The organism is Planococcus alkaliphilus (assembly GCF_057031095.1).
Genome location: NZ_CM168060.1, coordinates 913,602 through 934,401, shown reverse-complemented (window position 1 = coordinate 934,401; position 20,800 = coordinate 913,602). Strand labels below are relative to the sequence as shown.

The following is a 20,800-nucleotide window of genomic DNA, read 5'->3' as shown; positions in this document are numbered from 1 at the left end:
GGAAGCCTTATTTTATTTTGATTAAAGCGGCGGCAAGATATGCGGCGCCGAAAGCGGATTAACTTGTACATCGGCTTGTGGAGCTGCCGGGAGAGCTTCTCCAAATGCAGGCGATACGGCTAAGGCACCGATAAATCCCGCAACTGCAATTGCCGTTATAAGTTTTTTTGTAAACTTCATTAAACTTCACCAGCCTTTCGTTCTTCATAGGAGCGGTAGAAATTGGCTTTTTCCCAATCTTTCTTTTGCTCGTAGAAAATCTTCAATCCAGTTGCTACTTTTTTACCTTCTTTTATATAACCATTTTTTCTGAAAAATGGGAACATTTTTTCTTCACAATAGGCCATAAGGTCTGGTTGGGAAAACATTCGCTTCTCGAAATAGTTTTCGTAAATAAGGAAGTATTCATCTGCTGTTTCACGCGTAAGCAACTTTAACTCCCTTAAAAGGCTTTCGTCTTTTTGATTCATCTCTACGGTCGCCTCAATCATGCTGATCAACACAGCTTTATAAATATAAGAATCATCCGGCAAACTCACTTTCAATTCTGCCAGCAATTCAAATGCTTGATCATAATCCTTTTTCTGCTTGAATAACTCGGCCAAATTATAGAGGGTTTGGTAATAAAGATCTTTTTGCCCCATTAAATGGGCATTGCGTTTTAGCACTTCATACAATCCGCTCGCCTGAACGAGCAAATTTCTGCGTGTGTAATTGATAGCCAGCAAGAGCTGTGCATGCAGTAGCCGAATATAGTTGTGGTGGAGCTGATAATACTGGACGGCCATTTCCGCATAATATGCCGACAGTTCAAACCGGTCGAACAAAATTAGAAGACGCGCTTTCTGGTAATAGTACTCGCCTTCAAATTTCTGCGGAATGCTCTGAATCCCCTGTTCCAGCTGTTCAAGAAACCCGAGCGCTTTCTCTGTTTTATTGAGCATGGTGTAATAGATAGAAAGGAAAAATTGATGCAGCCATTTTTCAGGCGCAGTAAAGGACCCTTTCATGCGGTCAATCAATTCTTTTTGCTGTTCAGCTTGTACATGGTCATTTTCATAAATATAAAAACGAAATTTATACAATTCGTATTGGTTCACGAGTTCAGAAGACTGAATGTAATCATTCTCCTTTTCAAGCTGTTTATACTGTTTCCGCATATGCTCCAGATCATAAAATAAGGAACAATCGATGAATTCCCCAATTTGGCGCTCCAAGCGCTTATGCCGGTGCATTTCTTTTTCCCATTGAACGCCCATCTTTGCCATCAGCGCTTCAATCGTCGATTCATGAGGGACGTATGTATTTGATTCTATTTTGCTTAAATGCGAAATTGAGCAAATGCCATCAGCCAATTGGGCTTGTGTTAATTGATATTTTGTCCGGTAATATTTGATGACAGATCCAATGTTCATAATTCCACCCTTTTTTGTCAGAATAATAAAATAGTAACACAAAAAAGGGGCTCCAGCATAAACTGGAACCCCTTGTTATTCTTTTTAGCCTTTAGCGAACGCGTGCAAATCCGAAGCCGGATGCATAGTCGTCTCCGTAGCCAGCACCTGAACCAGAAAGGATGTCATAATTTCTTGCACGGTTCTGAAGATCTTTACGGATTGTAGCATTGCTTGCAGAAGGATTGCTTGCCCAAATTTTTGCTGCTAGTCCTGCTACATGCGGTGAAGCCATTGACGTTCCAGAAATTGTTGAGTAGCCGCCGTTATACCAAGTCGAATAAATCGAAGCTCCCGGAGCTGATACTTCAACATCGCCTTTTTGGATGACGTAGTCGCCATCAGTCGAGCTGTAGCCTCTAGAAGAAAAATCAGCTACACGGTACGTGCCGTTTTGGATGACATTTTCTAACGCTGCTACTGCTACTGCATTTGGCAATGCACCTGGGTAGCCGATTGACCCTTGGTACGGGCCTTCGTTGCCAGCTGCTGCGATAATCAATACACCTTTACTGTATGCGTAGTTGACTGCATTGGTAATTAGGCTGCTTTCTCCTGAAGAACCAAGAGACATGTTGATGACCACTTTCGTTTTCAATGAAGTTGCCTGGTCAGCTGCGTGTCGGATAGCTGCTGCGATATCATCCGCTGAGCCGGAACCGTTATCGCCTAATACTTTATACGCCCAAAGATCCGCATCCGGTGCAACGCCGTAAACACCTGAGCCATTACCGCCGTCAGCAAGCGCAGAGCCGGCTACGTGCGTGCCATGCCCTTGGCGGTCCGTACACGAACCATTTACAAAGCTTGTGCTTGTTGTAAAGTCTTTGCACTGTTCAATGTTATTTTTCAAATCCGGATGGCTGACATTGACTCCCGTATCCAAGACCGCTACATTAATGCCCGAACCGCCTGAAGTGCGGGTCAGAGAACTGTCATTATAAATCGCTTTGATGCCCCAAGGCGTTGATTGCGAAGCAGCCATTGCTTGATAAACCGCTTCTGGTTTAGAAGAGCTTTTCTCAATCGTAAATTCCGGCACCTTTTCAATTTCTATGTTTTTGTTCTTTTGAAGCGCTTCATATTGTTTTTGGTTCATGTCGACGGTGAATCCTTCACTTGCAAAATCCCACTTAACGCCGTATTTCGATTTTGCATTTTGAAGGTCCTTGTTGTTTTGCGAATCAATTAAGACACGGAATGTATCATTGCCTTTTTGCTCCACTGCATCTCCGTTCGCGCTTACGCCCATTGCGGGTACAAGCAATGTTGCTGATAACATGATACTCGTCAATAACTTACCTGATTTCTTCATCGTCCAATCCCCTTTACCATTCAATTTGTTGGGCATTTGAGCTTTTACGGCGTCCCGCTTAGGCTGCTTTCCTGCCACAACTTAAAGTTAACAGAACTCTTAAGAAAGCGTAATTGGGAAAAAAATCAGGCGTATCTGTATAAAATTAGGAATACACGCCATTAGTATTAGGTCTTTATATTCTTTGGAAATATTTCACTTTATATATTCTTCTTTTTCATGTAATTATTTGTTCAAAAAAAAACCATGCACAAAAGCATGGTTTCATTCGGCTAAGCGATAGACTCTCGCTTCAAATGGATGGACTTTTTCCTGGTCTTCAATGCTGTAATTCCCAAGAAGTAATTCTGCTCCTTCCGGCACTTTCCAGCGGCAAGACTGGCCTTTTAAGTTGGCCAGGATCAACATTTTTTCGTCTTCGTTTTCACGTGTGTAAGCATAGATACAAGGGTTGCCGGTTTCAAATAAATTATAGATTCCATAAATCAAAACGGCTGACTTTTTTCTCAGTGAAATCATCTTCTTATAAAAATGATACACAGACAGCGGATCTTTCTGTTGGGCTTCTGCATTCAGCCATCGATAATTCGGATTGACTTGAATCCATGGCTCATTTGTTGAAAACCCGCTATAGCGTCCACTAGTCCATTGCATCGGAGTACGGGCATGATCCCGGCTGCTCATTTTAATGGTTTTCATGATTTCTTCAGGCGGCATTCCTTCTGCCCGCTTGTAGCGATAAAAATTCAATGTTTTCACATCGTCATATAGATCGATTCCATCAAACGGCGCATTGGTCATACCGAGTTCTTGCCCTTGATAGATAAAAGGCGTGCCTTGCATCAGAAAATACATGCAGGCAATGGAAGTTGCGCTTTCACGCCAATAGTTCCGGTCGTCTCCCCATGTCGAAACGATGCGCGACCGATCATGATTTTCTACGTAGAGGGCATTCCATCCAATGCCTTCGGCTCCTTTCTGCCAATTCGTTAAAATTTGTTTGAGTGAGGTCAAATTCACACCGCAATCTTCATTCGGTTTCCTTAAATACCAAGTCTCAAACTGAAAGACCATATCCATTTTGCCGTTTTCTTCACTGATCCATTCATCGATTTCTTCAACAGTTACTCCATTGGCTTCACCGACTGTCATGATGTCGTAGTTGGAGAAGGTTTCCTTGTATAATTCAGCTAAGAAATCTTGGATTCCCTCGACGTCGGTCATTTTCTCCCAAGCCGGCACATACGGGGCATGATCAGGATTCGGCATATCGGAGTAGTCTTTTTTGATATGGCTAATAGCATCCAAGCGAAAACCGTCAATTCCTTTTTCTAGCCACCAGTTAACCATCCGGTACAGTTCTTTCCGGACTTCGGGGTTTTCCCATTCCAGATCCGGCTGTTTTTCTGCGTATAGATGAAGATAGTATTGGCGGGTTTTTTCATCAAATGTCCAAGCGGGACCGCTAAAAATACTTTCCCAGTTGGTCGGTTCATCTCGCCAAACATACCAATCCCTCTTAGGATTGTCTTTTGATGAGCGTGATTCAATAAACCATGGATGCTCATCGCTTGTATGGTTAAGGACCAGATCCAACACCATCTTCATGCCCCGTTCGTGTATGTTTTCAAGCAAGCGATCGAAATCCTCCATCGTGCCCATCTCTTCCATGATTTCATGATAATCGCTGATGTCGTATCCATTGTCGATGTTCGGAGATTTATACATTGGACAAATCCAGATCACATCAATTCCGAGTTCTTGCAAATAATCCAGCTTCTCAATCATGCCATTCAAATCACCGACGCCGTCTCCATTCGAGTCTTTGAAGCTTCTTGGATAAACTTGATAGACGACTGCTTCTTTCCACCATTTTTGCTTCATCAATTTAGCCTCCAATGCTGAGGAGTCATTACGGAACTAGCGACAGTTGGTCTTTTAACTCTTCCGGCCATTTCCAATCACTTACCCGGACAGCTTCTAACACATGTTCCGGTTTACTCGCACCCAATATGGCGGAAGTGACAGCAGGCTGATTCAATAGCCAAGCAAGCGAAAGCTGCGACAAACTCACTTCCTGTTCTTTTGCAATATCTTTATAGTGATCGATCCGCTTGAAATTCTCTTCTGTAAAATAGGGCTGGATCAATTCCTCTCCTTTAGCTGCCCGGCTGTCTTCCGGCACGCTTTCTTTCGATGCATATTTTCCGGATAACATCCCCCGGGCCATCGGACTGTACACCAACAATCCCATTTTTTCAGATTGGCAAAAAGGAATAACTTCATTTTCGAGTTCCCTGGATAAGAGATTGTATTGGGATTGTGAGCTGACAAAATGCTCTAAATTATAGAACGCACTGAGGCCATTTGCTTTCGCCATCTGCCATGCTGCAAAATTTGAACAGCCGATATAACGTACTTTCCCTTGCCTCACCAAATCCGTCAAAGCCGACAAGGTTTCTTCCAAAGGAGTGCGTTTATCGAAACGGTGGACTTGATACAAATCGATGTAATCCGTTTGAAGCCGTTCCAGAGACCCTTCCACTTCCCGCATGATATGGAATTTTGACAACCCTGCGTCATTGACATACTGCCCCATCGGAAGCCCGACTTTAGTCGCCAGCACCACTTTGTCCCGCTTGCCTTTTAAATGCTTGCCAATGATTTCTTCCGCCTCACCTGTTCCATACTTGAAGGATTCATCTTGTCCTTTACCATAAAAATTAGCGGTATCAATTAAATTGATGCCTGCATCAAAAGATTGGGCTAAAATTTCAGCAGAAGCCTTTTCATCTATCCATCTTCCAAAAGCCATAGTGCCAAGGCTTAAATTCGATACGCGCAAACCTGTTTTTCCGAGATTCCGATACTTCATATGCGCCTCCTCCAAAAATTTTTAAGCTTGATAAGATCTTCTCCCCAGCTTAATTCGCTCCGTTCCCTCTAAATTCCTTTATTTCCAGAAAACTCGAACAATTAATTAACAATCTGAAGATAAATTATATATACTGAATACATAAATCGAATGACAGAAGACAACTAATGGAGGGACGCTATGACCAACTTAAATTATTCCTTAGTCGACGTATTCACTTCTACTGCTTTCGGCGGCAACCAATTGGCTGTTTTTCATGACGAACGGCCTTTGCCATCGGAAACCATGCAAAAAATCGCACGTGAACTTAATTTGTCAGAAACGGTCTTCATCCAGCCCCCTGCGGATTCCAACAACCAAAAAAGCTTGCGTATTTTCACACCGAAAGTCGAGTTGCCGATGGCTGGACATCCCACAATTGGCGCTGCTTATGTTCTGGCAGCTGCAAAGAAAATCCCAGTGACAGCTGGCAAAAACGATTGGGTGTTCGAAGAGCATGTCGGTGAAATTCCAATCAGCGTATATGAAAAAGACGGACAAATCGAGAAAGTCGAAATGACCCAGCCGTTGCCTGCTTTCGGCAGCGTCTATAGTAAACCGGGCCTTGTTGCCGATTTGCTGTCCCTGTCAGTAAAGGATTTTGACCAGCGCTTGCCGCTTCAATCCGTTTCTTCCGGCGTCCCTTTTTTATACGTTCCCGTCCGTACCTTGGCGGCAATGAAGAAAATCAAATTCCGTTCGGATATTTGGGAAAAGCATTTCAGTACAAATCCGCATACCCAGCATATATTTGTCTTCACTTTTGAAACCGTCCAAAAATCATCCACTGTCCATAGCCGGATGTTCGCACCCGCCATGGGAATTCCGGAAGACCCAGCGACAGGTGCAGCTTCCGGGCCGCTCGGTGTTTACCTTGTGGAAAATGGAGTTATTGCTCCATCCAAAAACCAGTTCTACTATATCCGCAGTGAACAAGGTTTTGAAATGGAACGCCCCAGCTTTATCGATATCATTGTCGACAAATCCAAAGGGGCCATTTCTTCCATTAAAATCAGTGGAAATGTAGCAAATGTCGGAACCGGACAATTGCAATTGCCCACTTGAATGCAAAAAAAGCGATGCCCGCATTTCTATGCGGGCATCGCTTTTTTGTTCTATCTTCTTGTCGGCATGGATTTCCATTGGCTTTCCAACCACTGGTCAAACTCTTCGCCTTTTTCGCCTTTATACGTATCGTAGATGTCGACGCGCATTTTCTGCAACTTCACTTTGAAGTCTTCATAGCTATGGTCTTTCGGCAAACTTTTCTTGATGCGAACCAATACTTTGCTCGTGTCTTTGATCAAATCAGTTTGCTTTTGTTCAGGCATTTCTACATCTTCACCCAAATCCACAAGTTGATTGTACGCAGCCTGCTGCACTTTATAAACGGGATCATGGTTCATCCGGTGAGTTAAAATATCAATTGTCTGGTTGTTTTTCCATTTTCCCAGTTCTTCAACCGCAGCTAACCGTTCTTTCCAATTTGCTGTCCGGTTCGCAGCTTTCTTCAATTCGTCGTAATTTGGCGGCAAGTTATTCGTGTTTTTTTCTTGACTCAAAAAATTCATTCTCCTTTGATCATTTTCCTGTACGGAAAACGAAAGTATGCCTATGATAGGCTTGTTTCTGTATTGTACCATCATCCGGCCCAAAAAGAAAAAGCTCCCCGTTACGGGAGCTTACAGAACTGGATCGGCATTCAACATTTCTTCAATCGCTTTTGCTGCTGTTGGGATGTCTTGATAATGGACAATTTCTCCACTTTCCACAAAAGTCAGCTCAAATATATTTTTATCCTTGCCCGCTTTCACCGTGATATACGGTTCCCCGTCTCTTGCAAAAGTTTGAGTGATATTTACCGTGTTGTAAAAACTGACTGTTTTCAATAAATCTTGAATCGCATCGTACGTCATTAAGAATTCCCCATTTCCTGATGGAAATTGACTAAATAAAGTCTGATAGAATCCATAAATTGAATTGATGCTAATCATAACACATTTACCTTTTTTTAGCAAATTCCTTAGAGAGAAGCAACTGCCTCAACCAGCCTGTCTACTTCCTCTTCTGTATTATATGGAGCAAGACCTGCACGAATCCAACCGCCGCTTCCATTGACGTCCAAACGGTCGCCTAAGGTAGAGGCATAAAAATGTCCGGATGCGGTAAAGATGCTGTGCTGCTCAGCTAATAATTTACAGACTTCCAACGGTTCAATGCCCTCCACTTGGAAAGCGATTGTCGGGGTTTTCGGAACATCTTCCGACGCTTGCCATAAGCGGACTTTCTCTATTTTGGCCAGCCCTTGGCGCAATCGACCCGCAAGATGATTTTCATAATGCTCCAGTTTTTCCATTCCCGAAACGAGCCGCTCCCGTCTCGATTCGCCTTCACCAAACTGCTCAAAAAATTCGATGGCAGGCTTGATTCCGGCAATCCCTTCATGGTTTTGCGTACCGGTCTCCAATTTATCCGGATAATAGTTTGGAGATGTAGTCAATTTATACAACTCAAGGCTTTCAAAAACGGATTCTTTAATGGCAGCGATGCCGATATGCGGCCCAAAGAATTTATAAGCTGAGCACAAGAGGATATCGATGCCGTAGCGGTCACGGTCGATCACGATATGCGGAGCCGCATGAACCGCATCCGCTGCAAATAATGCCCCGACTTCTTTTGTCCGTTCTACGATCGGCGCAATATCGACAATGGTGCCAATCGCATTGGATGCCAGGCCGACAGCTACAAGTTTTGTCTTGTCGTTAATGATTTCTGTTAAATTGCTTAAATCGAGTTCCATCGTTTTCGTATTGACAGGAATCCATTTTACGTTCAGTCCATGGTCTTTAGCCATCATGATCCAAGGATCCACATTTGCCCGGTGGTCCATTTCGGTTACAACAATTTCATCACCCGCTTGGAATTGTTTGCCCAGTGCTGCCGCAATGGCAAACGTCAATGTGGTCATATTCGCGCCGAATGCTACTTCACTCGCTTTTACATTCAGAAAATCAGCAACTGCACCCCTCGCACCTGCAATCACCTCTTCTGTTTCCCAACTGCTAGGAAACGTTCCATGGAGGTTTGCTCCGCCTTTTTCCATGTATTCAGTAATGGCTTCGATTGCGGATTTCACCACTTGCGATCCACCCGGTCCGTCAAAGTATGCAACCGGCCGGTCTTTATATGTTCTTTTCAGCGCTGGAAATTGCCCGCGCACTTCAGTTATCGGAAAAGCCGTTTCAGTAATTTTCATGAGTGCAGCCCCTTTTCATCAATGTCTCTTTAAATAAAACACGTTTTTTCCTGAGAAGTCTAATACCAGCTACTGAAAATTTGAAAATTCTTTAATTTTCTTGAACCACTATTATATCCTTTTAAAAGAGAGAACCAGGATTTAAAAGCAGTACTCTGGGTAAACCTTAACTAGTGTTAAAAATGATTATTTATTTCATTGGAGGGATTCGTAATGGCAAAAGAATTGGCAATGCATGAAAAGCTGGAAGTCCATGAAGTATTAATTTTCAAGACTAGCTGTGTCGCTAAAAGCAAGGTATTCAGCGGTCTTGTCGAAGACGATGAATTGAGGCAATTATTAGAAGAAGACATTAAATTATCGACGAAAGCGATCAAAGATTTACGCAAAGTGTTAGCAGATTCAAGCAAATAATCCCTAAACCGACTAAAGGAGGAATTTGGCTATGGCAAAAAAAGATGAAAAAAACGCCACCAAAAAAGATGTGAAAAAAACGGCTAAGAAAGACGATAAAAAGAAAACCGCTAAAACTGAAGCAGCAGCAATAACCGAAACGCAGGAAAGCGGAGCTGTTAGTAAAAATGATTTGGCACTCCCTGCCTCCATGCTCGACGACTTGGCAATCGCTACCGATTTTCTTGTAACAGCTAAAGCCGCTGTCCGGAATCTGGCAGTCGCGATTACTGAGACGGCCACTCCGGAAGTGAAAAAGCTATTGCGCCGGGAGTTGGATATTGCCATTGATACCCATGATAAAATTGCTCAATACATGATTAAAAAAGAAATGTATCACGCATATGACATTGACGAACAAGTCGAACACGATCTGAAAAAAGCAGATATCGCCCTTGAATTAGCGAAGAAATAAATAAAACCGGTCCATTGCAGATAACGACGCAATGGACCGGTTTTTCTATTTTTATTGCGCTTTGAGAATCTGATCGATTTCATTCAAAACTTCCGCTTCCAGACGAATGTCCGAAGCTGCGATATTGGAAAGAACTTGTTCCGGCTTTTTGCCGCCTGGAATCACCGCATCTACTCCCGGCTGTTCAAGAAGCCACGCTAAAGCCAGATTTGATACATCTGTGCCTTTTTTATCCGCCACTCTTTTAAGCTGTTCTACAATCCGGATATTTTTTTCGAAGTTCCCTTCCTGGAAAAGCGGCACACTATTGCGCCAATCGCCCTCTTCCAGTACAAAGTCTTCTGTATACGTACCGCCTAGAATCCCGAAAGCTAGCGGACCATAAGCAATGACCGAAATCTTATTTTCCACGCAATAAGGCAAAATGTCTTGTTCAATTTCGCGGTTGAGCATATTATAAGCCAATTGGACAGCAGAGATTTCATCTGTTGAATTGGCTTCCTTCAACTGCTCCAAGGAAACATTCGAAACCCCGATCGCTTTGATCTTGCCTTCTTTTTTCAATCGGGACAGCTCAGCGACCGCTTCACTTATTGGCGTTTCACCGTCCGGCCAGTGGATATAGTAAAGATCCACGTAATCGAGCTGAAGCCGTTCTAAACTTTCTTCCAGTGCACGGCGCAAATAAGCAGGTGCATTGTTCTTTGTGCCGCTCCGCCAGTCGCTTCCGCCTTTCGTAGCGATGATAAAGCGGCTGCGGTCATATTCTTTCAATACTTCCCCCACCAATTCTTCAGAACGCCCTTTGCCGTAGACATCAGCAGTATCAATGAAGGTGATGCCATTATCCAATGCCGCACGGACAAAATCTTTACCTGTTTCTTCATTTAAATTCTTATAAAGATTGTGTCCTCCTACCGCATTTGTTCCTAATCCCAGTGCAGAAATCTGCATATCCGTTTTTTGCAATACTGAAAACTTCATCCAATCGCTCCTCTACGGTTCTGTTATTATGATTTTTCCAATTCCATCGTCCCACTGATTTCGATTCCTCTTAAAGCTTGCGCAGCTAAGTGGTCCGCTTCTGCATTCGATTTTCTAGGGATCAGTTCGTATTGTGCTTGGATACCTAATCTATTCAAGCTCTGTTCAATCCGGTCTGCCCAACGGGATAAATCATTTTCATACACCGGCCATTCTCCGCTCATCTGATTGGCCACTACATTGGAATCTCCCCGGAAAACAACGGGCAGGTGATGGACCTCTAACCGTTCAAGTTCCTGTACACTCATGTGGAGAGCTGCATATTCCGCTTCGTTATTGGAAGAAAGCTCTGCCACTTCCACGTTTTGCCGGAGACGATAGGCTTTGCCACTCTGTTCGTAGTATATTACACAGCCAAGCCCTGCTCGCCCGGTTTCTTTATCGAATCCGCCATCAAAATAAACATTGACATTATGGGGTTCTGTTTCGATTCCTTTTAAATAGGCTTTCAATTCTTTTAATGTCCAACTGGAGTCAAACCGATCCAGAAATTCCAAACTTTTTACCCGTCCAGTCTTTTGGATATCTTCCGCAATTAACAGCGCATGGGCAGCTGGGAGTTCTTCAGATCGAAAGAAAGCTTCTGTGCCTTTTGCCGTTTTATAGCTCCATTCAATGCGGATCTCCATATCGCAGGCCTCCTTTCCATTAACTCAAGCTTCTTTTTTTCTATTGCCTATTCTTTTTCTTCTAAAACAAAACTGGCAAATCCCGCTTACTTATTCGTTTCCAATACAAGAGAAGAAAAGCAGAGCGCTGCTGCTCCGATAACACCTGCATGTTCATTCAGCTCTGCAGGCACTACTTTTGTGCTTCTCCCAGCCGGATTCAGCGCATGAATTCTTAAATAAGCTTCCATCCGTTGAAACAAAGGCTCCCCGATTTGGGAAACGCCTCCTCCGACAATGATCTTTTCTGTATCGAGAATATTCACTAAGGAAACACTGCTGGCCCCTAATGCCCAAAAGACATGATCTATGTATTCATCCAATCCTTTATGTCCTTTGCCGTATAAATCGAATACCGCTTTTGTCGACAGCTCTTCTCCCATGATTTCCGAGCCGTTTTTTGCAATCGCACGGCCCGAGGCAATTAAATCCAAGCAGCCAATCTGACCGCAAGAACAGCGTCCGTAGCCGGGGTCGATCACCGTATGGCCGATTTCACCGGCATTGCCGCGGCTTCCGCTAAGTAATTGGCCGTTGGCAATGATGCCGGCCCCTATTCCAGTGCTTATCGTCAAATAAGTGAAATTCTCACTTCCTTTTCCAGCTCCGATCCATTTTTCAGCAAGAGCAGCTGCATTCGCATCGTTTTCGATCAAGACCGGAACAGCAAAAGCCGCCGCTAACTTCCCCTTAATCGGTACATCGATCCAAGACGGCAAATTCGGAGGGCGGTGGATAACACCTGTCCGCGCATCAAGAGGTCCAGGCGCACCTACACCAATCCCTAAAATATTTTGTTCCTTCCTAATTTGTCCTTCGACAACGTGCTTAATTGCTTGGATAATTTCGTCAATCACTTGATCAGGCGATTTCGCATGGTCCATTGGAAAAGCTGTTTTACTCGCAATTTCACCAGACTGGCCAACCACTGCAACCGCTATTTTCGTTCCTCCAATATCCACACCAATTGCGTATTCCATCATCACGCCTCCTTTTTACACCTTCTCTTTCTTATGGTAAGGGAAATTTCAACAGATAACCAAATTAAAAGCCCTGCTCGCCATCGACAGGCGAACAGGGCTTGGCCAAATGAATCAGCCGAGTCTTTTCATTTCACTTGCTTTATAAAAAGGAGTCAAAAAATAAAGCTCTTCATATCGCTCTTTCGAAATCTGGTACAACTCTTTAAAGATGGGCTCTTCTACTGTGTAAAAGTGCATGGCATCGGGCATTTCCTTTAACTTTTGAGATGCTTGATCCCATTTCACTTCATCAATTTCTACCCATACACTTTTTGACTTATAGGCATTTTTCATCGTTAACCGAGCAAATAAGGTAATGTATTTAATATTGTCTTCCTCATGCGTATCTTTAACACGCATGAATAGAAATCTTACGGTTTCTGCGCTTACGGATTGATGACAAGTCATTTATACACATCTCCTTTTTCACTATGAAATTGAGATTATCAGCCTTTCAGATAATGGCATATGTAATTTTCAAAGTTGTATAAGCCGATTGAATCTTTACGTTTTCATGCTGTTGCTTCTTATTTGAGCTAATTGATTTTCTGTTATGTCAAGAAAAGAGAAAGCTTCTTTGTCTCCCGCTTCAAGATCTTCGTTATAAATGCGTGTTGAAATATTGGACACGCCGCTCCTATTGGCCATGCGTTCCAGCTGATTTTTCATGAATTTCGAATTGCAAAGAACCGCAACCTTCTTGAGGTAAGGCAGCAGCCAGATTTGGAGGTCTTCCCAAACGTCGTAGGCTTCTGGCGTGAAAACAAATGATTGCCCTTCCTTTACCATAGACCGATTGTCGATTAGCATCCTAATCTCACCTTTAGTTAACAGCAAAGTTTGGCTTTTAATTTTTTGGGAGATAAGTTCCACGTCATTTTTACTTAGAGGTCCAGTAATTCGCAGCCAAATAAAATGATGTTCCAAACTTACGAGACAGGTAAATCTCGAATCCAGCGGCTTTTTAAGCTCTTTTTTCACTAACGCTAGACGTGTAGCAAAACGCTCATCCTCAAAAAGATAAAACAAATCAATCCCCAATGCATTTGCCAATTTTTCGATATTGACTAAGGAAACATTCTTCTCTCCTCTTTCAATAGCCCCAACATAGGAACGGTCCAATTCAGCTCGTGTGGCTAACGCTTCTTGTGTCATCCCGGCATTTATACGAAGCTCTTTTATACGTTTGCCAAAATTTTTCAATACATCCACAGCAGTTCTCCTGTTCTAGGTTACTCATAGCTTTATTATATATTTGATAACTTTTTAACGCTATATTTTAAAAGATATTTTTTTGACTTTTTGATAATTTATATTTCATTAAAGTCTTTTACTATGAAAAATAAATCAAAATGCAGGAAATAATGATTAAATAAATTAAGTTTTTCGACCCACCTTTCTTTTAAAACTCAAATTCTTATCATGATTATAGGAATGAAACTTCAAGTTGGCTACGGTCAATAGTACTCATTTTAAAATAAGTTAAAGTTATTGTAAATTATTTCATAAAAATTAAAAAACCGGAAATGATTATTTCCGGTTTTAAGCACTTTTATAAAATTTTCTATCTTAGTATCTGTCGATTTCTTTCTTTTATTTTTGCATTATGTTACTTGAAGTTGGCGATTTTGTTTTAATGTTATCGCTTCCCCGCGATGCCAAATGCTCAAATCCTCGCCTTCCAACAACTCGTAAGAAACGGCATCTTTTTCAATGTGGATGTTGATCAGGCGCCCCAAATAGTGGAAATGAAAATTAAACGACTGCCACTGGACAGGAAGCGACGGATTTAAATGGAGCCCTGTTTCTTTCACACGAAGTCCAGCAAATCCATAAACGATCGCTAGCCATGTTCCACCCATATTCGCCATGTGCAAACCATCTTTCGTATTGCCATGAGTATTGTCTAAATCCAATCTGGCGGTTTCCTGAAAATAATCATACGCTTTTCTCCGGTAGCCGAGTTTAGAAGCCATGATGCTGAAAACACTATAAGAAAGAGAAGAATCATGTGTCGTAATTTCTTCATAATAATCGTATGAATTCTTAAGTGTCTCTTCATCGACCTCGTCTTCCAATAAGAAATGGGCAAGGACCGTATCCGCTTGTTTACACACTTGATAGCGATAAAGCGTCAATGGATGATAATGGAGCAGGAGCGGGAATTTATCAGCCGGGGTATTCTCCAGATCCCATCTCGATTTCTGTAAAAAGCTATCATCCTGTGCATGGATTTTCAGTTCTTCGTGATAAGGAAGATACATTCTTTCTCCAGCTTCCCGCCATTGTTCTGCTTCCGCTTCCGTCACTTCAAGCTGCTCTGCCAACTCCTCAAATCGTGAAGGCGCTTTTTCTTTCAATAGCTGATAGACTTTTTCAGCCCATAAGAGATTATGCTGAGCCATCTTATTTGTATAATAGTTATTGTTGACGACACATGTATATTCGTCTGGCCCCGTCACACTATCGATTTTAAATTGATTGTTGTGGAAATGTCCGGTATCCACCCATAACCGGGCTGTTTCAAACAACATTTCAGCCATGTATTCCTGCAGGAAATCCTCGTCTTTTGTCACGAGGTAATATTGGATGTAACTATAGGCAATATCCGCACTTATATGATATTGAGCCGTTCCGGCTGGAAAGAAAGCTGAACTTTCCGGTCCGTTAATCGTCCGCCAAGGAAACAGCGCCCCTTTTTCATGGCCCATCACTTTCGCTCTCGCCCGTGCGCTGTCTAAAATCGAATAGCGGTGCAGCAATAAATTTTTCGCGATTTCCGGATTGGTCATCAAAAATACCGGGAACATGAAGATTTCCGTATCCCAGAAATAATGCCCTTCATAGCCCTCTCCAGAAAGCCCTTTTGCCGCAATATTGCTATATGGATCTTTCCCGACCGATTGAAGGAGCTGGTAGAGGTTAAAGCGAATGCCTTCTTGAAGTTTTTCGTCTCCTTCAATAATCACATCGGAATTCTTCCAAAAACGGGCCATGTATTCGTTTTGTTCCGCTATCAATTCGTCGAATTCCTGAAGCTTCACTTTTTCGTGCAAAGGAAGCGCCACCTCGATCAACTCATCTCCATGCCGCAGTAAGTCGGTATAAATATTGTATTTGGTAAATCGGACCGGTTCCTTCGAAGAAACACAAGTATACACTTCTTCAATTCTCGATTCTCCGACAGATTGAGTATAGTGGTAATCGCCAGCTTGAATACGGGAAGAACTGATGCAAGCCACTTCCAGTTCTGTAACGTAAGTCAGATTCCTGATGACACTGTACTCAGGTTCTCTTCGCACTTCGATAACATCAAGCCGCTTCGCATGTCCGGATGCAACTCTCGGATCATTGAGATCCACAAAGTTAGAGACTTCTCCTTCCACACTTGAAACGATTTTCACTTCCTGAATGCCCCGGATAGCTTCGATTGTCACTTCCTGCGCAAATAATTCACGGGTAATAAAAGAAACGATGCGTTTGAAATGGAGCTTCACTTCTTTTCCTTTCGGCGACTTCCAATGGATAATCCGTTCAGCAAATCCTTTATCCATATGCAAATTCCGTTCAAAATGAAGCAATTCACCTTCAAAAACAGAGAACCTTTCATCATCCAAGTAAATCTCAATGCCTTGCGAATCGATGACATTCAGGATTTTTTGCTGCATGACCGGATATCCATATAATTTTTCCCCATATGTGATTTCCGTTTCATCATGAAATGCATTGATGTAGGTCCCTCGAATCGAGCTGAATGCATCCGGATATCCTTCCTCAAAATTTCCTCTCACCCCCAAATAACCATTTCCTAGAGACAAGATGCTTTCATCAAGCAGAAGATTATGATTATCCACTTCAGTCTTTGTCAGTTTCCAAACCATCACGTTTCACTCCTCAATTGCTTCCCTCTGCAGCAACTCATTAAAAGACATCGAACAAATTAATGCAATGCCTTCTTTTGATTATATTGCTCAATGATTTTCTCGAACTTCAATTCATTTGTGGCTGCGACCAAATAGTCGGCATTCGGAAGATGCGCTTGATCCCCTACCGCCACCGAAAACATATTGGCTCCATTGATTGCTTCTAGTCCGGCTGCTGAATCTTCAATTCCGATGCATTCACCGTAAGGCACGTTTAAGGCATCTGCTGCAGCCGTGAACGTTTCAGGATCCGGTTTTCCTTTTTTCACTTTGGACGCATCCACAATATAGTCGAATTCAGCCGTTAAGCCGAGCAGATCCAGGACATGTTTTGCATTTTTGCTTGCTGAGCCAAGGGCAGTTAAAATTCCATGCTGCTTATTGGCTTGCAATAATTCTTTAATGCCAGGCAAAATGTCTTTTGGCCCCATCCTTTCAATCATCTCTAAATAATACTCATTTTTCTTTAGCGCCAGTTTCTCTTTTTCTTCAGCAGACAGATTGGAAGTGGAAGGGTCAAGCGAAAGAATTAAATAAAGCGATTCCATTCTGCCTATCCCTTTTAACCGTTCATTGAATTTCCGATCGATCTGAATGCCCATTTCTTCTGCAATTTTTTGCCAAGCAAGAAAATGATATTCTGCGGTATCTGTAATAACACCGTCTAGATCATAGATAAAAGCTTTTGGATAAAATGTCATGCCATCCTGTCCTTTCTATCCGTTATTCGCTAGAAGTTGGTAAGTCAGTTCAGCTTTCTTACGCTTTTCCGATCGGCTAATTGATGCGCTACATACAGATGCTGGCCTTTTTGCTTTCCTTCCTTCAACTCTTGCAGCAACTTTGCCGACTTGCTGCCAATTTCAACGAAATCTTGCTGAATGGTTGTCAATGCCGGCTGCGTGTAGCTGCTGAAAACCAAATCATCAAAGCCTGTCACTGAAATGTCCTCCGGTACCGAAAACCCGGCTTCCGCAATCGCTTTCATCACACCGAATGCCATGAGATCGCTGAAACAGAGAAAGGCAGTAGGCTTAGGCATCTTCGATTCCAGCCGTGTTTTCGCTGCATTGAAAGCTTCTTGTTCAGAAAAGTCCGCATAGACGACGTGGTTTTCTTCTAATGCTAAACCGAATTCCCGGTAAGCCTGCTGAACGCCTTTTAACCTTTCGCTATTGACGTAGGTTTCGCGTGTCCCCGCTACGACTACGATATCGCGGTGGCCATTCTTTAATAGATGGTCCGCTATATCCCGGCCCGCTAGTGCATTATCAATCGATACACTTCCGATTAATCCATTTTCAGTTTCGGTCATGATATCAAGCACAACACATGGGATATTGGTATTGATCAATTCTTTATAATAGGGATCATCCGTCCGGATCCCTTGCAGAATCGCCCCTCCAATATTCCGTTCCCGGCAATATTGGAGATAGCTCTGCTGTTTCTGGCTAAGTGAATCGATCAAGTAAATCGATAATTCATAAGGACTCTCAGAAACAGCTTTATACACGCCTTTAAAAATATCAAAGGCATTATTGTCTTTTTCGTTATTGTTCAAAACGCCTGAAGAAATCAGCCCGAACGTCAGCTGTTTTTTCGACGATAAATTCTTCGCGACAATATTAGGCGAATAATCCAGCTCTTTGGCTATCTCTAGTATGCGCTGACGAGTTTCTTCACTGACATCTGCATAATTATTAAAGGTTTTGGAAACCACACTGATCGAAACGCCCGCTTTTTTTGCCACATCTTTAATGGTCGTCAATGATTTTCTCACATCCCAATCGTTTCTAATAATCATCTTCTAAAACTGTTTTCAGCCACTCTTTTGCAAAAGATTCCCTGTTTTATCGAGCTGTGCTTTCGTTTGGACTTTAAGGCTAAACCGGTAAAAAGCAAGGAAAGAGAGATAAGCGCTTAAGCTGCAGATGAAAAATGGGAATAAAAACAGCAATTCAGTCATTCCTGTATAGAGGAGCGACAAGTTGCAAATCACGATGAATCCGCTCATTAAAGGATTGCCGACCGTTATGAAAAAAGCGTTTTTCATGATGTCACGGATACGCATCTGATAATGTGCAGCCAACGAAAAGAAATTGATGGTATAAACAAACAACCCTACTCCGATAACGATAAACACAATTTCCAGCAAACTGCTCTCTGCTTTGAAAAAATAAAAATCAATTATCCAAACGGACCAAAAGCTCTGCAGAATAACTCCAGCGATAAGGCTTTTCCGGTAGCCTTTTTTCAGATAAGAAAAATACGATTTCACAAGTGAACTCTGACCTGTCTGCATTATCCAATCGCGCACCATCGAAAAGACGGCAATCGTGCTTGGCACAGACAATAGCGGAATGAACAGCAGGAGCGGCAACAAATACCAGACGAATCCTGCCTCAAAACTATTTAAATAAATACTGGAAATGATCAATAACACTGGCAGATTGAACAGAAACCACAAAATATTCACCACTGAAAAGCGCATGATCCATTCGGCTGCTGCATATAAAATCCCAGTAAATCCATTGAAATCACGCATTTCTATCCCTCCTTTTCAGCGTATTATTTCACGGCCCCTTCGCCAATCCCTTTGATAATGTGCTTTTGCGCCAAAGCGTAGAAAATGATGACAGGAATGATAGTCAAAGTCAATCCAGCCATAGCTAAATTCCATTGAATCGTAAATTCACCAAAGAAGTAGAATGTCGATAATGGAATCGTCCGCAGGTCCTTATCGATCAAGGTCAAGGACGGCAAGAGGAAGTCATTCCAGATGCTGATGACATTCAAAATCATGACCGTTGCCGTAATCGGTTTCAGCATTGGAAAAATGATACGCCAAAACACACCGAATTTTGAGGCGCCATCAATCGTCGCAGCTTCCTCCAGCGTAATGGGGATTGATTTGATAAAGCCATGATAGAGAAATACCGATAATGCCGAATGGAATCCGATGTTCATGTAGATTAACCCTTCATGAGTGTTGTACATCGGGATATTCAAGTCCTGAGTGATGGTACTGATAAATTGCATCAGCGGCATCATTAAGGTCTGGAATGGAATGAGCATCGTAGCAATAAAGGCCATAAAGATAAATGTGCTTAATTTATTGTTTGTGCGCACGAGCATCCAGGCAGTCATGGAAGACAAAATAACAATGAAGATGACGGAAACGATCGTGACATAAAGCGAATTCACCAACGCATTTAAGAAGTTCATCTTTTCCATCGCTTCTATATAATATTGAAAACTGAAATTCTCAGGCAAAGACAAAGCATTTTCATACAGCTCCTGCCGGTCTTTAAACGAGTTGACGAAGATGATGTAAATCGGAGAAAGGAAAAACAGCGCCAACAAGATCAACAAAATAGATTTAACCCATCCGGAAGCTTGCTTCATTACATCTCCACCTCACGTTTCTTCGTCAAATAAACTTGTGTTAATGTAATCGCAGCTACAATAACAAAGAAAATAATGGCTTTTGCCTGGCCAAATCCATAATTGCCGCTGCCGAAGATTTCGTTGTAAATATTCATCGCGAACAATTCAGTAGCATTTGCCGGCCCCCCGCCTGTCAGCGAAAGGTTGACGTCATAGATTTTAAAAGCGGACGATAAAGTTAAAAACAAGCTGATGGTCAATGCAGGCATCAAAAGCGGCAACGTGATCCTCATAAACCGCTGCCAAGGAGTGGCCCCATCGATTTTAGCTGCTTCTACCACATCATTTGGAATCGCCTGGATTCCTGCAATATAGACAATCATGACATAGCCTGCCATCTGCCACGTAAAGACAAACACAAGCGCATATAAAGCAAATTCAGGATCAATCAGCCAGTTGAAGAAAACATCTGTCAGTCCGGTCAATTCCCCCAGAAACTCAAAAACGTCCAGGAACACGAACTGCCAAATATACCCGAGAATCAATCCGCCGATTAAATAAGGCATAAATAAAAGAGTTCTCGCTGCGTTCGCTGTCCGGATCTTTGACGTAACCAGCAACGCAAATGCGAGGCCTACCGCATTGATGGTGATGACCGACAAAACTGTAAAGAGCGTAGTCAGCCAAGCTGACCGTAAGAATTGATCATCGTCAAACAATTTCCCGAAGTTGTCCAATCCCACAAATTCCATCGGATTGGCTGCAATTCCATCCCACTCGAAGAAGGCATAATAGATGCCGATAATAAAAGGAATGATGACTACGGTCGTAAAAATAAATAGCAACGGCACGACGAACAAGACGAACCATTTTCTTTTGTTTTTATTTGCCACGTCTTTCCCTTCTTTCTAATCTCTGAAATATAAAGAGGAAAATAAGGAATAGTGGA

At 42.5% G+C, this 20,800-nt stretch carries 22 protein-coding genes; 3 read left to right on the top strand and 19 right to left on the bottom strand.

The window, feature by feature from the left end:
- Window positions 1–21: 21 nt before the first annotated feature.
- The 5 genes from AC2EXB_RS04815 to AC2EXB_RS04795 all read right to left on the bottom strand — a co-directional run bounded on the left by AC2EXB_RS04815 (window position 22) and on the right by AC2EXB_RS04795 (window position 5,644).
- Window positions 22–180 carry a hypothetical protein gene (locus tag AC2EXB_RS04815; protein ID WP_483603961.1) on the bottom strand — a complete coding sequence of 53 codons (159 nt, stop codon included), beginning with the start codon at window positions 178–180 and terminating at the stop codon, window positions 22–24.
- A complete protein-coding gene (locus AC2EXB_RS04810) occupies window positions 180–1,415 on the bottom strand; it encodes a helix-turn-helix domain-containing protein (RefSeq protein ID WP_483603960.1) in 1,236 nt (411 codons plus the stop codon). The genes AC2EXB_RS04815 and AC2EXB_RS04810 overlap by 1 nt, the downstream gene beginning before the upstream one ends.
- 91 nt (window positions 1,416–1,506) lie before the next feature.
- Window positions 1,507–2,769 (bottom strand): S8 family peptidase, encoded by a 1,263-nt coding sequence (locus AC2EXB_RS04805; protein WP_483603959.1) that lies wholly within the window; start codon window positions 2,767–2,769, stop codon window positions 1,507–1,509.
- 264 nt (window positions 2,770–3,033) lie between these two features.
- On the bottom strand, window positions 3,034–4,653 hold the full coding sequence (locus tag AC2EXB_RS04800) for a glycoside hydrolase family 13 protein (RefSeq protein WP_483603958.1): 1,620 nt from the start codon (window positions 4,651–4,653) through the stop codon (window positions 3,034–3,036).
- Between the two features lie 28 nt (window positions 4,654–4,681).
- Window positions 4,682–5,644, bottom strand: coding sequence for an aldo/keto reductase (locus AC2EXB_RS04795; protein ID WP_483603957.1), 963 nt, complete (start codon window positions 5,642–5,644; stop codon window positions 4,682–4,684).
- A gap of 180 nt (window positions 5,645–5,824) precedes the next feature.
- On the opposite strand from AC2EXB_RS04795, the gene AC2EXB_RS04790 reads away from it, so the two are divergent.
- Window positions 5,825–6,748 carry a PhzF family phenazine biosynthesis protein gene (locus AC2EXB_RS04790; protein ID WP_483603956.1) on the top strand — a complete coding sequence of 308 codons (924 nt, stop codon included), beginning with the start codon at window positions 5,825–5,827 and terminating at the stop codon, window positions 6,746–6,748.
- Between the two features lie 50 nt (window positions 6,749–6,798).
- Here the strand turns inward: AC2EXB_RS04790 and AC2EXB_RS04785 are convergent, their stop codons facing one another.
- The 3 genes from AC2EXB_RS04785 to AC2EXB_RS04775 all read right to left on the bottom strand — a co-directional run bounded on the left by AC2EXB_RS04785 (window position 6,799) and on the right by AC2EXB_RS04775 (window position 8,939).
- Window positions 6,799–7,254 (bottom strand): HEAT repeat domain-containing protein, encoded by a 456-nt coding sequence (locus tag AC2EXB_RS04785; protein ID WP_397443513.1) that lies wholly within the window; start codon window positions 7,252–7,254, stop codon window positions 6,799–6,801.
- A gap of 111 nt (window positions 7,255–7,365) precedes the next feature.
- Window positions 7,366–7,599, bottom strand: coding sequence for a hypothetical protein (locus AC2EXB_RS04780; protein ID WP_483603955.1), 234 nt, complete (start codon window positions 7,597–7,599; stop codon window positions 7,366–7,368).
- A gap of 107 nt (window positions 7,600–7,706) precedes the next feature.
- Complete coding sequence (locus tag AC2EXB_RS04775) at window positions 7,707–8,939, bottom strand: cysteine desulfurase-like protein (RefSeq protein ID WP_483603954.1); 1,233 nt, start codon at window positions 8,937–8,939, stop codon at window positions 7,707–7,709.
- 213 nt (window positions 8,940–9,152) lie between these two features.
- On the opposite strand from AC2EXB_RS04775, the gene AC2EXB_RS04770 reads away from it, so the two are divergent.
- Together AC2EXB_RS04770 and AC2EXB_RS04765 are read left to right on the top strand one after the other, a co-directional pair.
- Complete coding sequence (locus AC2EXB_RS04770) at window positions 9,153–9,353, top strand: spore coat protein (RefSeq protein ID WP_483603953.1); 201 nt, start codon at window positions 9,153–9,155, stop codon at window positions 9,351–9,353.
- A 190-nt stretch (window positions 9,354–9,543) separates the two neighbouring features.
- Window positions 9,544–9,807, top strand: a complete 264-nt coding sequence (locus AC2EXB_RS04765; protein ID WP_483604718.1) for a spore coat protein — start codon at window positions 9,544–9,546, stop codon at window positions 9,805–9,807.
- Between the two features lie 51 nt (window positions 9,808–9,858).
- Here the strand turns inward: AC2EXB_RS04765 and AC2EXB_RS04760 are convergent, their stop codons facing one another.
- From AC2EXB_RS04760 to AC2EXB_RS04710, 11 genes are all read right to left on the bottom strand, one after another.
- A complete protein-coding gene (locus tag AC2EXB_RS04760; RefSeq protein WP_483603952.1) occupies window positions 9,859–10,791 on the bottom strand; it encodes an aldo/keto reductase in 933 nt (310 codons plus the stop codon).
- 26 nt (window positions 10,792–10,817) lie between these two features.
- Window positions 10,818–11,480 (bottom strand): ribonuclease H family protein, encoded by a 663-nt coding sequence (locus AC2EXB_RS04755; protein ID WP_483603951.1) that lies wholly within the window; start codon window positions 11,478–11,480, stop codon window positions 10,818–10,820.
- 86 nt (window positions 11,481–11,566) lie between these two features.
- Window positions 11,567–12,499, bottom strand: a complete 933-nt coding sequence (locus AC2EXB_RS04750; protein WP_483603950.1) for an ROK family protein — start codon at window positions 12,497–12,499, stop codon at window positions 11,567–11,569.
- A 114-nt stretch (window positions 12,500–12,613) separates the two neighbouring features.
- On the bottom strand, window positions 12,614–12,949 hold the full coding sequence (locus AC2EXB_RS04745) for a hypothetical protein (protein WP_483603949.1): 336 nt from the start codon (window positions 12,947–12,949) through the stop codon (window positions 12,614–12,616).
- A gap of 96 nt (window positions 12,950–13,045) precedes the next feature.
- Entirely contained in the window at window positions 13,046–13,753 is a 708-nt protein-coding gene (locus AC2EXB_RS04740; protein WP_483603948.1) for a helix-turn-helix domain-containing protein, read from the bottom strand.
- Between the two features lie 392 nt (window positions 13,754–14,145).
- Window positions 14,146–16,422: a glycoside hydrolase family 65 protein gene (locus AC2EXB_RS04735; protein ID WP_483603947.1), complete on the bottom strand. Its 2,277-nt coding sequence runs from the start codon at window positions 16,420–16,422 to the stop codon at window positions 14,146–14,148.
- 59 nt (window positions 16,423–16,481) lie between these two features.
- Window positions 16,482–17,165: a beta-phosphoglucomutase gene (gene pgmB / locus AC2EXB_RS04730; protein ID WP_483603946.1), complete on the bottom strand. Its 684-nt coding sequence runs from the start codon at window positions 17,163–17,165 to the stop codon at window positions 16,482–16,484.
- A gap of 44 nt (window positions 17,166–17,209) precedes the next feature.
- Window positions 17,210–18,268 (bottom strand): LacI family DNA-binding transcriptional regulator, encoded by a 1,059-nt coding sequence (locus tag AC2EXB_RS04725; protein WP_483603945.1) that lies wholly within the window; start codon window positions 18,266–18,268, stop codon window positions 17,210–17,212.
- A 15-nt stretch (window positions 18,269–18,283) separates the two neighbouring features.
- Window positions 18,284–19,009: a YesL family protein gene (locus AC2EXB_RS04720; RefSeq protein WP_483603944.1), complete on the bottom strand. Its 726-nt coding sequence runs from the start codon at window positions 19,007–19,009 to the stop codon at window positions 18,284–18,286.
- A 23-nt stretch (window positions 19,010–19,032) separates the two neighbouring features.
- Window positions 19,033–19,869, bottom strand: coding sequence for a carbohydrate ABC transporter permease (locus tag AC2EXB_RS04715; protein ID WP_483603943.1), 837 nt, complete (start codon window positions 19,867–19,869; stop codon window positions 19,033–19,035).
- Complete coding sequence (locus AC2EXB_RS04710; RefSeq protein ID WP_235198537.1) at window positions 19,869–20,744, bottom strand: carbohydrate ABC transporter permease; 876 nt, start codon at window positions 20,742–20,744, stop codon at window positions 19,869–19,871. Before AC2EXB_RS04710 ends, AC2EXB_RS04715 begins: the two co-directional genes overlap by 1 nt.
- Window positions 20,745–20,800: the final 56 nt, after the last annotated feature.

Excerpts from the sequence above, each read along its gene's own strand:
- AC2EXB_RS04815 (WP_483603961.1), bottom strand. The coding sequence starts at position 180 with ATGAAGTTTACAAAAAAACTTATAACGGCAATTGCAGTTGCGGGATTT.
- AC2EXB_RS04810 (WP_483603960.1), bottom strand. The coding sequence starts at position 1,415 with ATGAACATTGGATCTGTCATCAAATATTACCGGACAAAATATCAATTA.
- AC2EXB_RS04805 (WP_483603959.1), bottom strand. The coding sequence starts at position 2,769 with ATGAAGAAATCAGGTAAGTTATTGACGAGTATCATGTTATCAGCAACA.
- AC2EXB_RS04800 (WP_483603958.1), bottom strand. The coding sequence starts at position 4,653 with ATGAAGCAAAAATGGTGGAAAGAAGCAGTCGTCTATCAAGTTTATCCA.
- AC2EXB_RS04795 (WP_483603957.1), bottom strand. The coding sequence starts at position 5,644 with ATGAAGTATCGGAATCTCGGAAAAACAGGTTTGCGCGTATCGAATTTA.
- AC2EXB_RS04790 (WP_483603956.1), top strand. The coding sequence starts at position 5,825 with ATGACCAACTTAAATTATTCCTTAGTCGACGTATTCACTTCTACTGCT.
- AC2EXB_RS04785 (WP_397443513.1), bottom strand. The coding sequence starts at position 7,254 with ATGAATTTTTTGAGTCAAGAAAAAAACACGAATAACTTGCCGCCAAAT.
- AC2EXB_RS04780 (WP_483603955.1), bottom strand. The coding sequence starts at position 7,599 with ATGACGTACGATGCGATTCAAGATTTATTGAAAACAGTCAGTTTTTAC.
- AC2EXB_RS04775 (WP_483603954.1), bottom strand. The coding sequence starts at position 8,939 with ATGAAAATTACTGAAACGGCTTTTCCGATAACTGAAGTGCGCGGGCAA.
- AC2EXB_RS04770 (WP_483603953.1), top strand. The coding sequence starts at position 9,153 with ATGGCAAAAGAATTGGCAATGCATGAAAAGCTGGAAGTCCATGAAGTA.
- AC2EXB_RS04765 (WP_483604718.1), top strand. The coding sequence starts at position 9,544 with ATGCTCGACGACTTGGCAATCGCTACCGATTTTCTTGTAACAGCTAAA.
- AC2EXB_RS04760 (WP_483603952.1), bottom strand. The coding sequence starts at position 10,791 with ATGAAGTTTTCAGTATTGCAAAAAACGGATATGCAGATTTCTGCACTG.
- AC2EXB_RS04755 (WP_483603951.1), bottom strand. The coding sequence starts at position 11,480 with ATGGAGATCCGCATTGAATGGAGCTATAAAACGGCAAAAGGCACAGAA.
- AC2EXB_RS04750 (WP_483603950.1), bottom strand. The coding sequence starts at position 12,499 with ATGGAATACGCAATTGGTGTGGATATTGGAGGAACGAAAATAGCGGTT.
- AC2EXB_RS04745 (WP_483603949.1), bottom strand. The coding sequence starts at position 12,949 with ATGACTTGTCATCAATCCGTAAGCGCAGAAACCGTAAGATTTCTATTC.
- AC2EXB_RS04735 (WP_483603947.1), bottom strand. The coding sequence starts at position 16,422 with ATGGTTTGGAAACTGACAAAGACTGAAGTGGATAATCATAATCTTCTG.
- pgmB (WP_483603946.1), bottom strand. The coding sequence starts at position 17,165 with ATGACATTTTATCCAAAAGCTTTTATCTATGATCTAGACGGTGTTATT.
- AC2EXB_RS04725 (WP_483603945.1), bottom strand. The coding sequence starts at position 18,268 with ATGATTATTAGAAACGATTGGGATGTGAGAAAATCATTGACGACCATT.
- AC2EXB_RS04720 (WP_483603944.1), bottom strand. The coding sequence starts at position 19,009 with ATGCGTGATTTCAATGGATTTACTGGGATTTTATATGCAGCAGCCGAA.
- AC2EXB_RS04715 (WP_483603943.1), bottom strand. The coding sequence starts at position 19,869 with ATGAAGCAAGCTTCCGGATGGGTTAAATCTATTTTGTTGATCTTGTTG.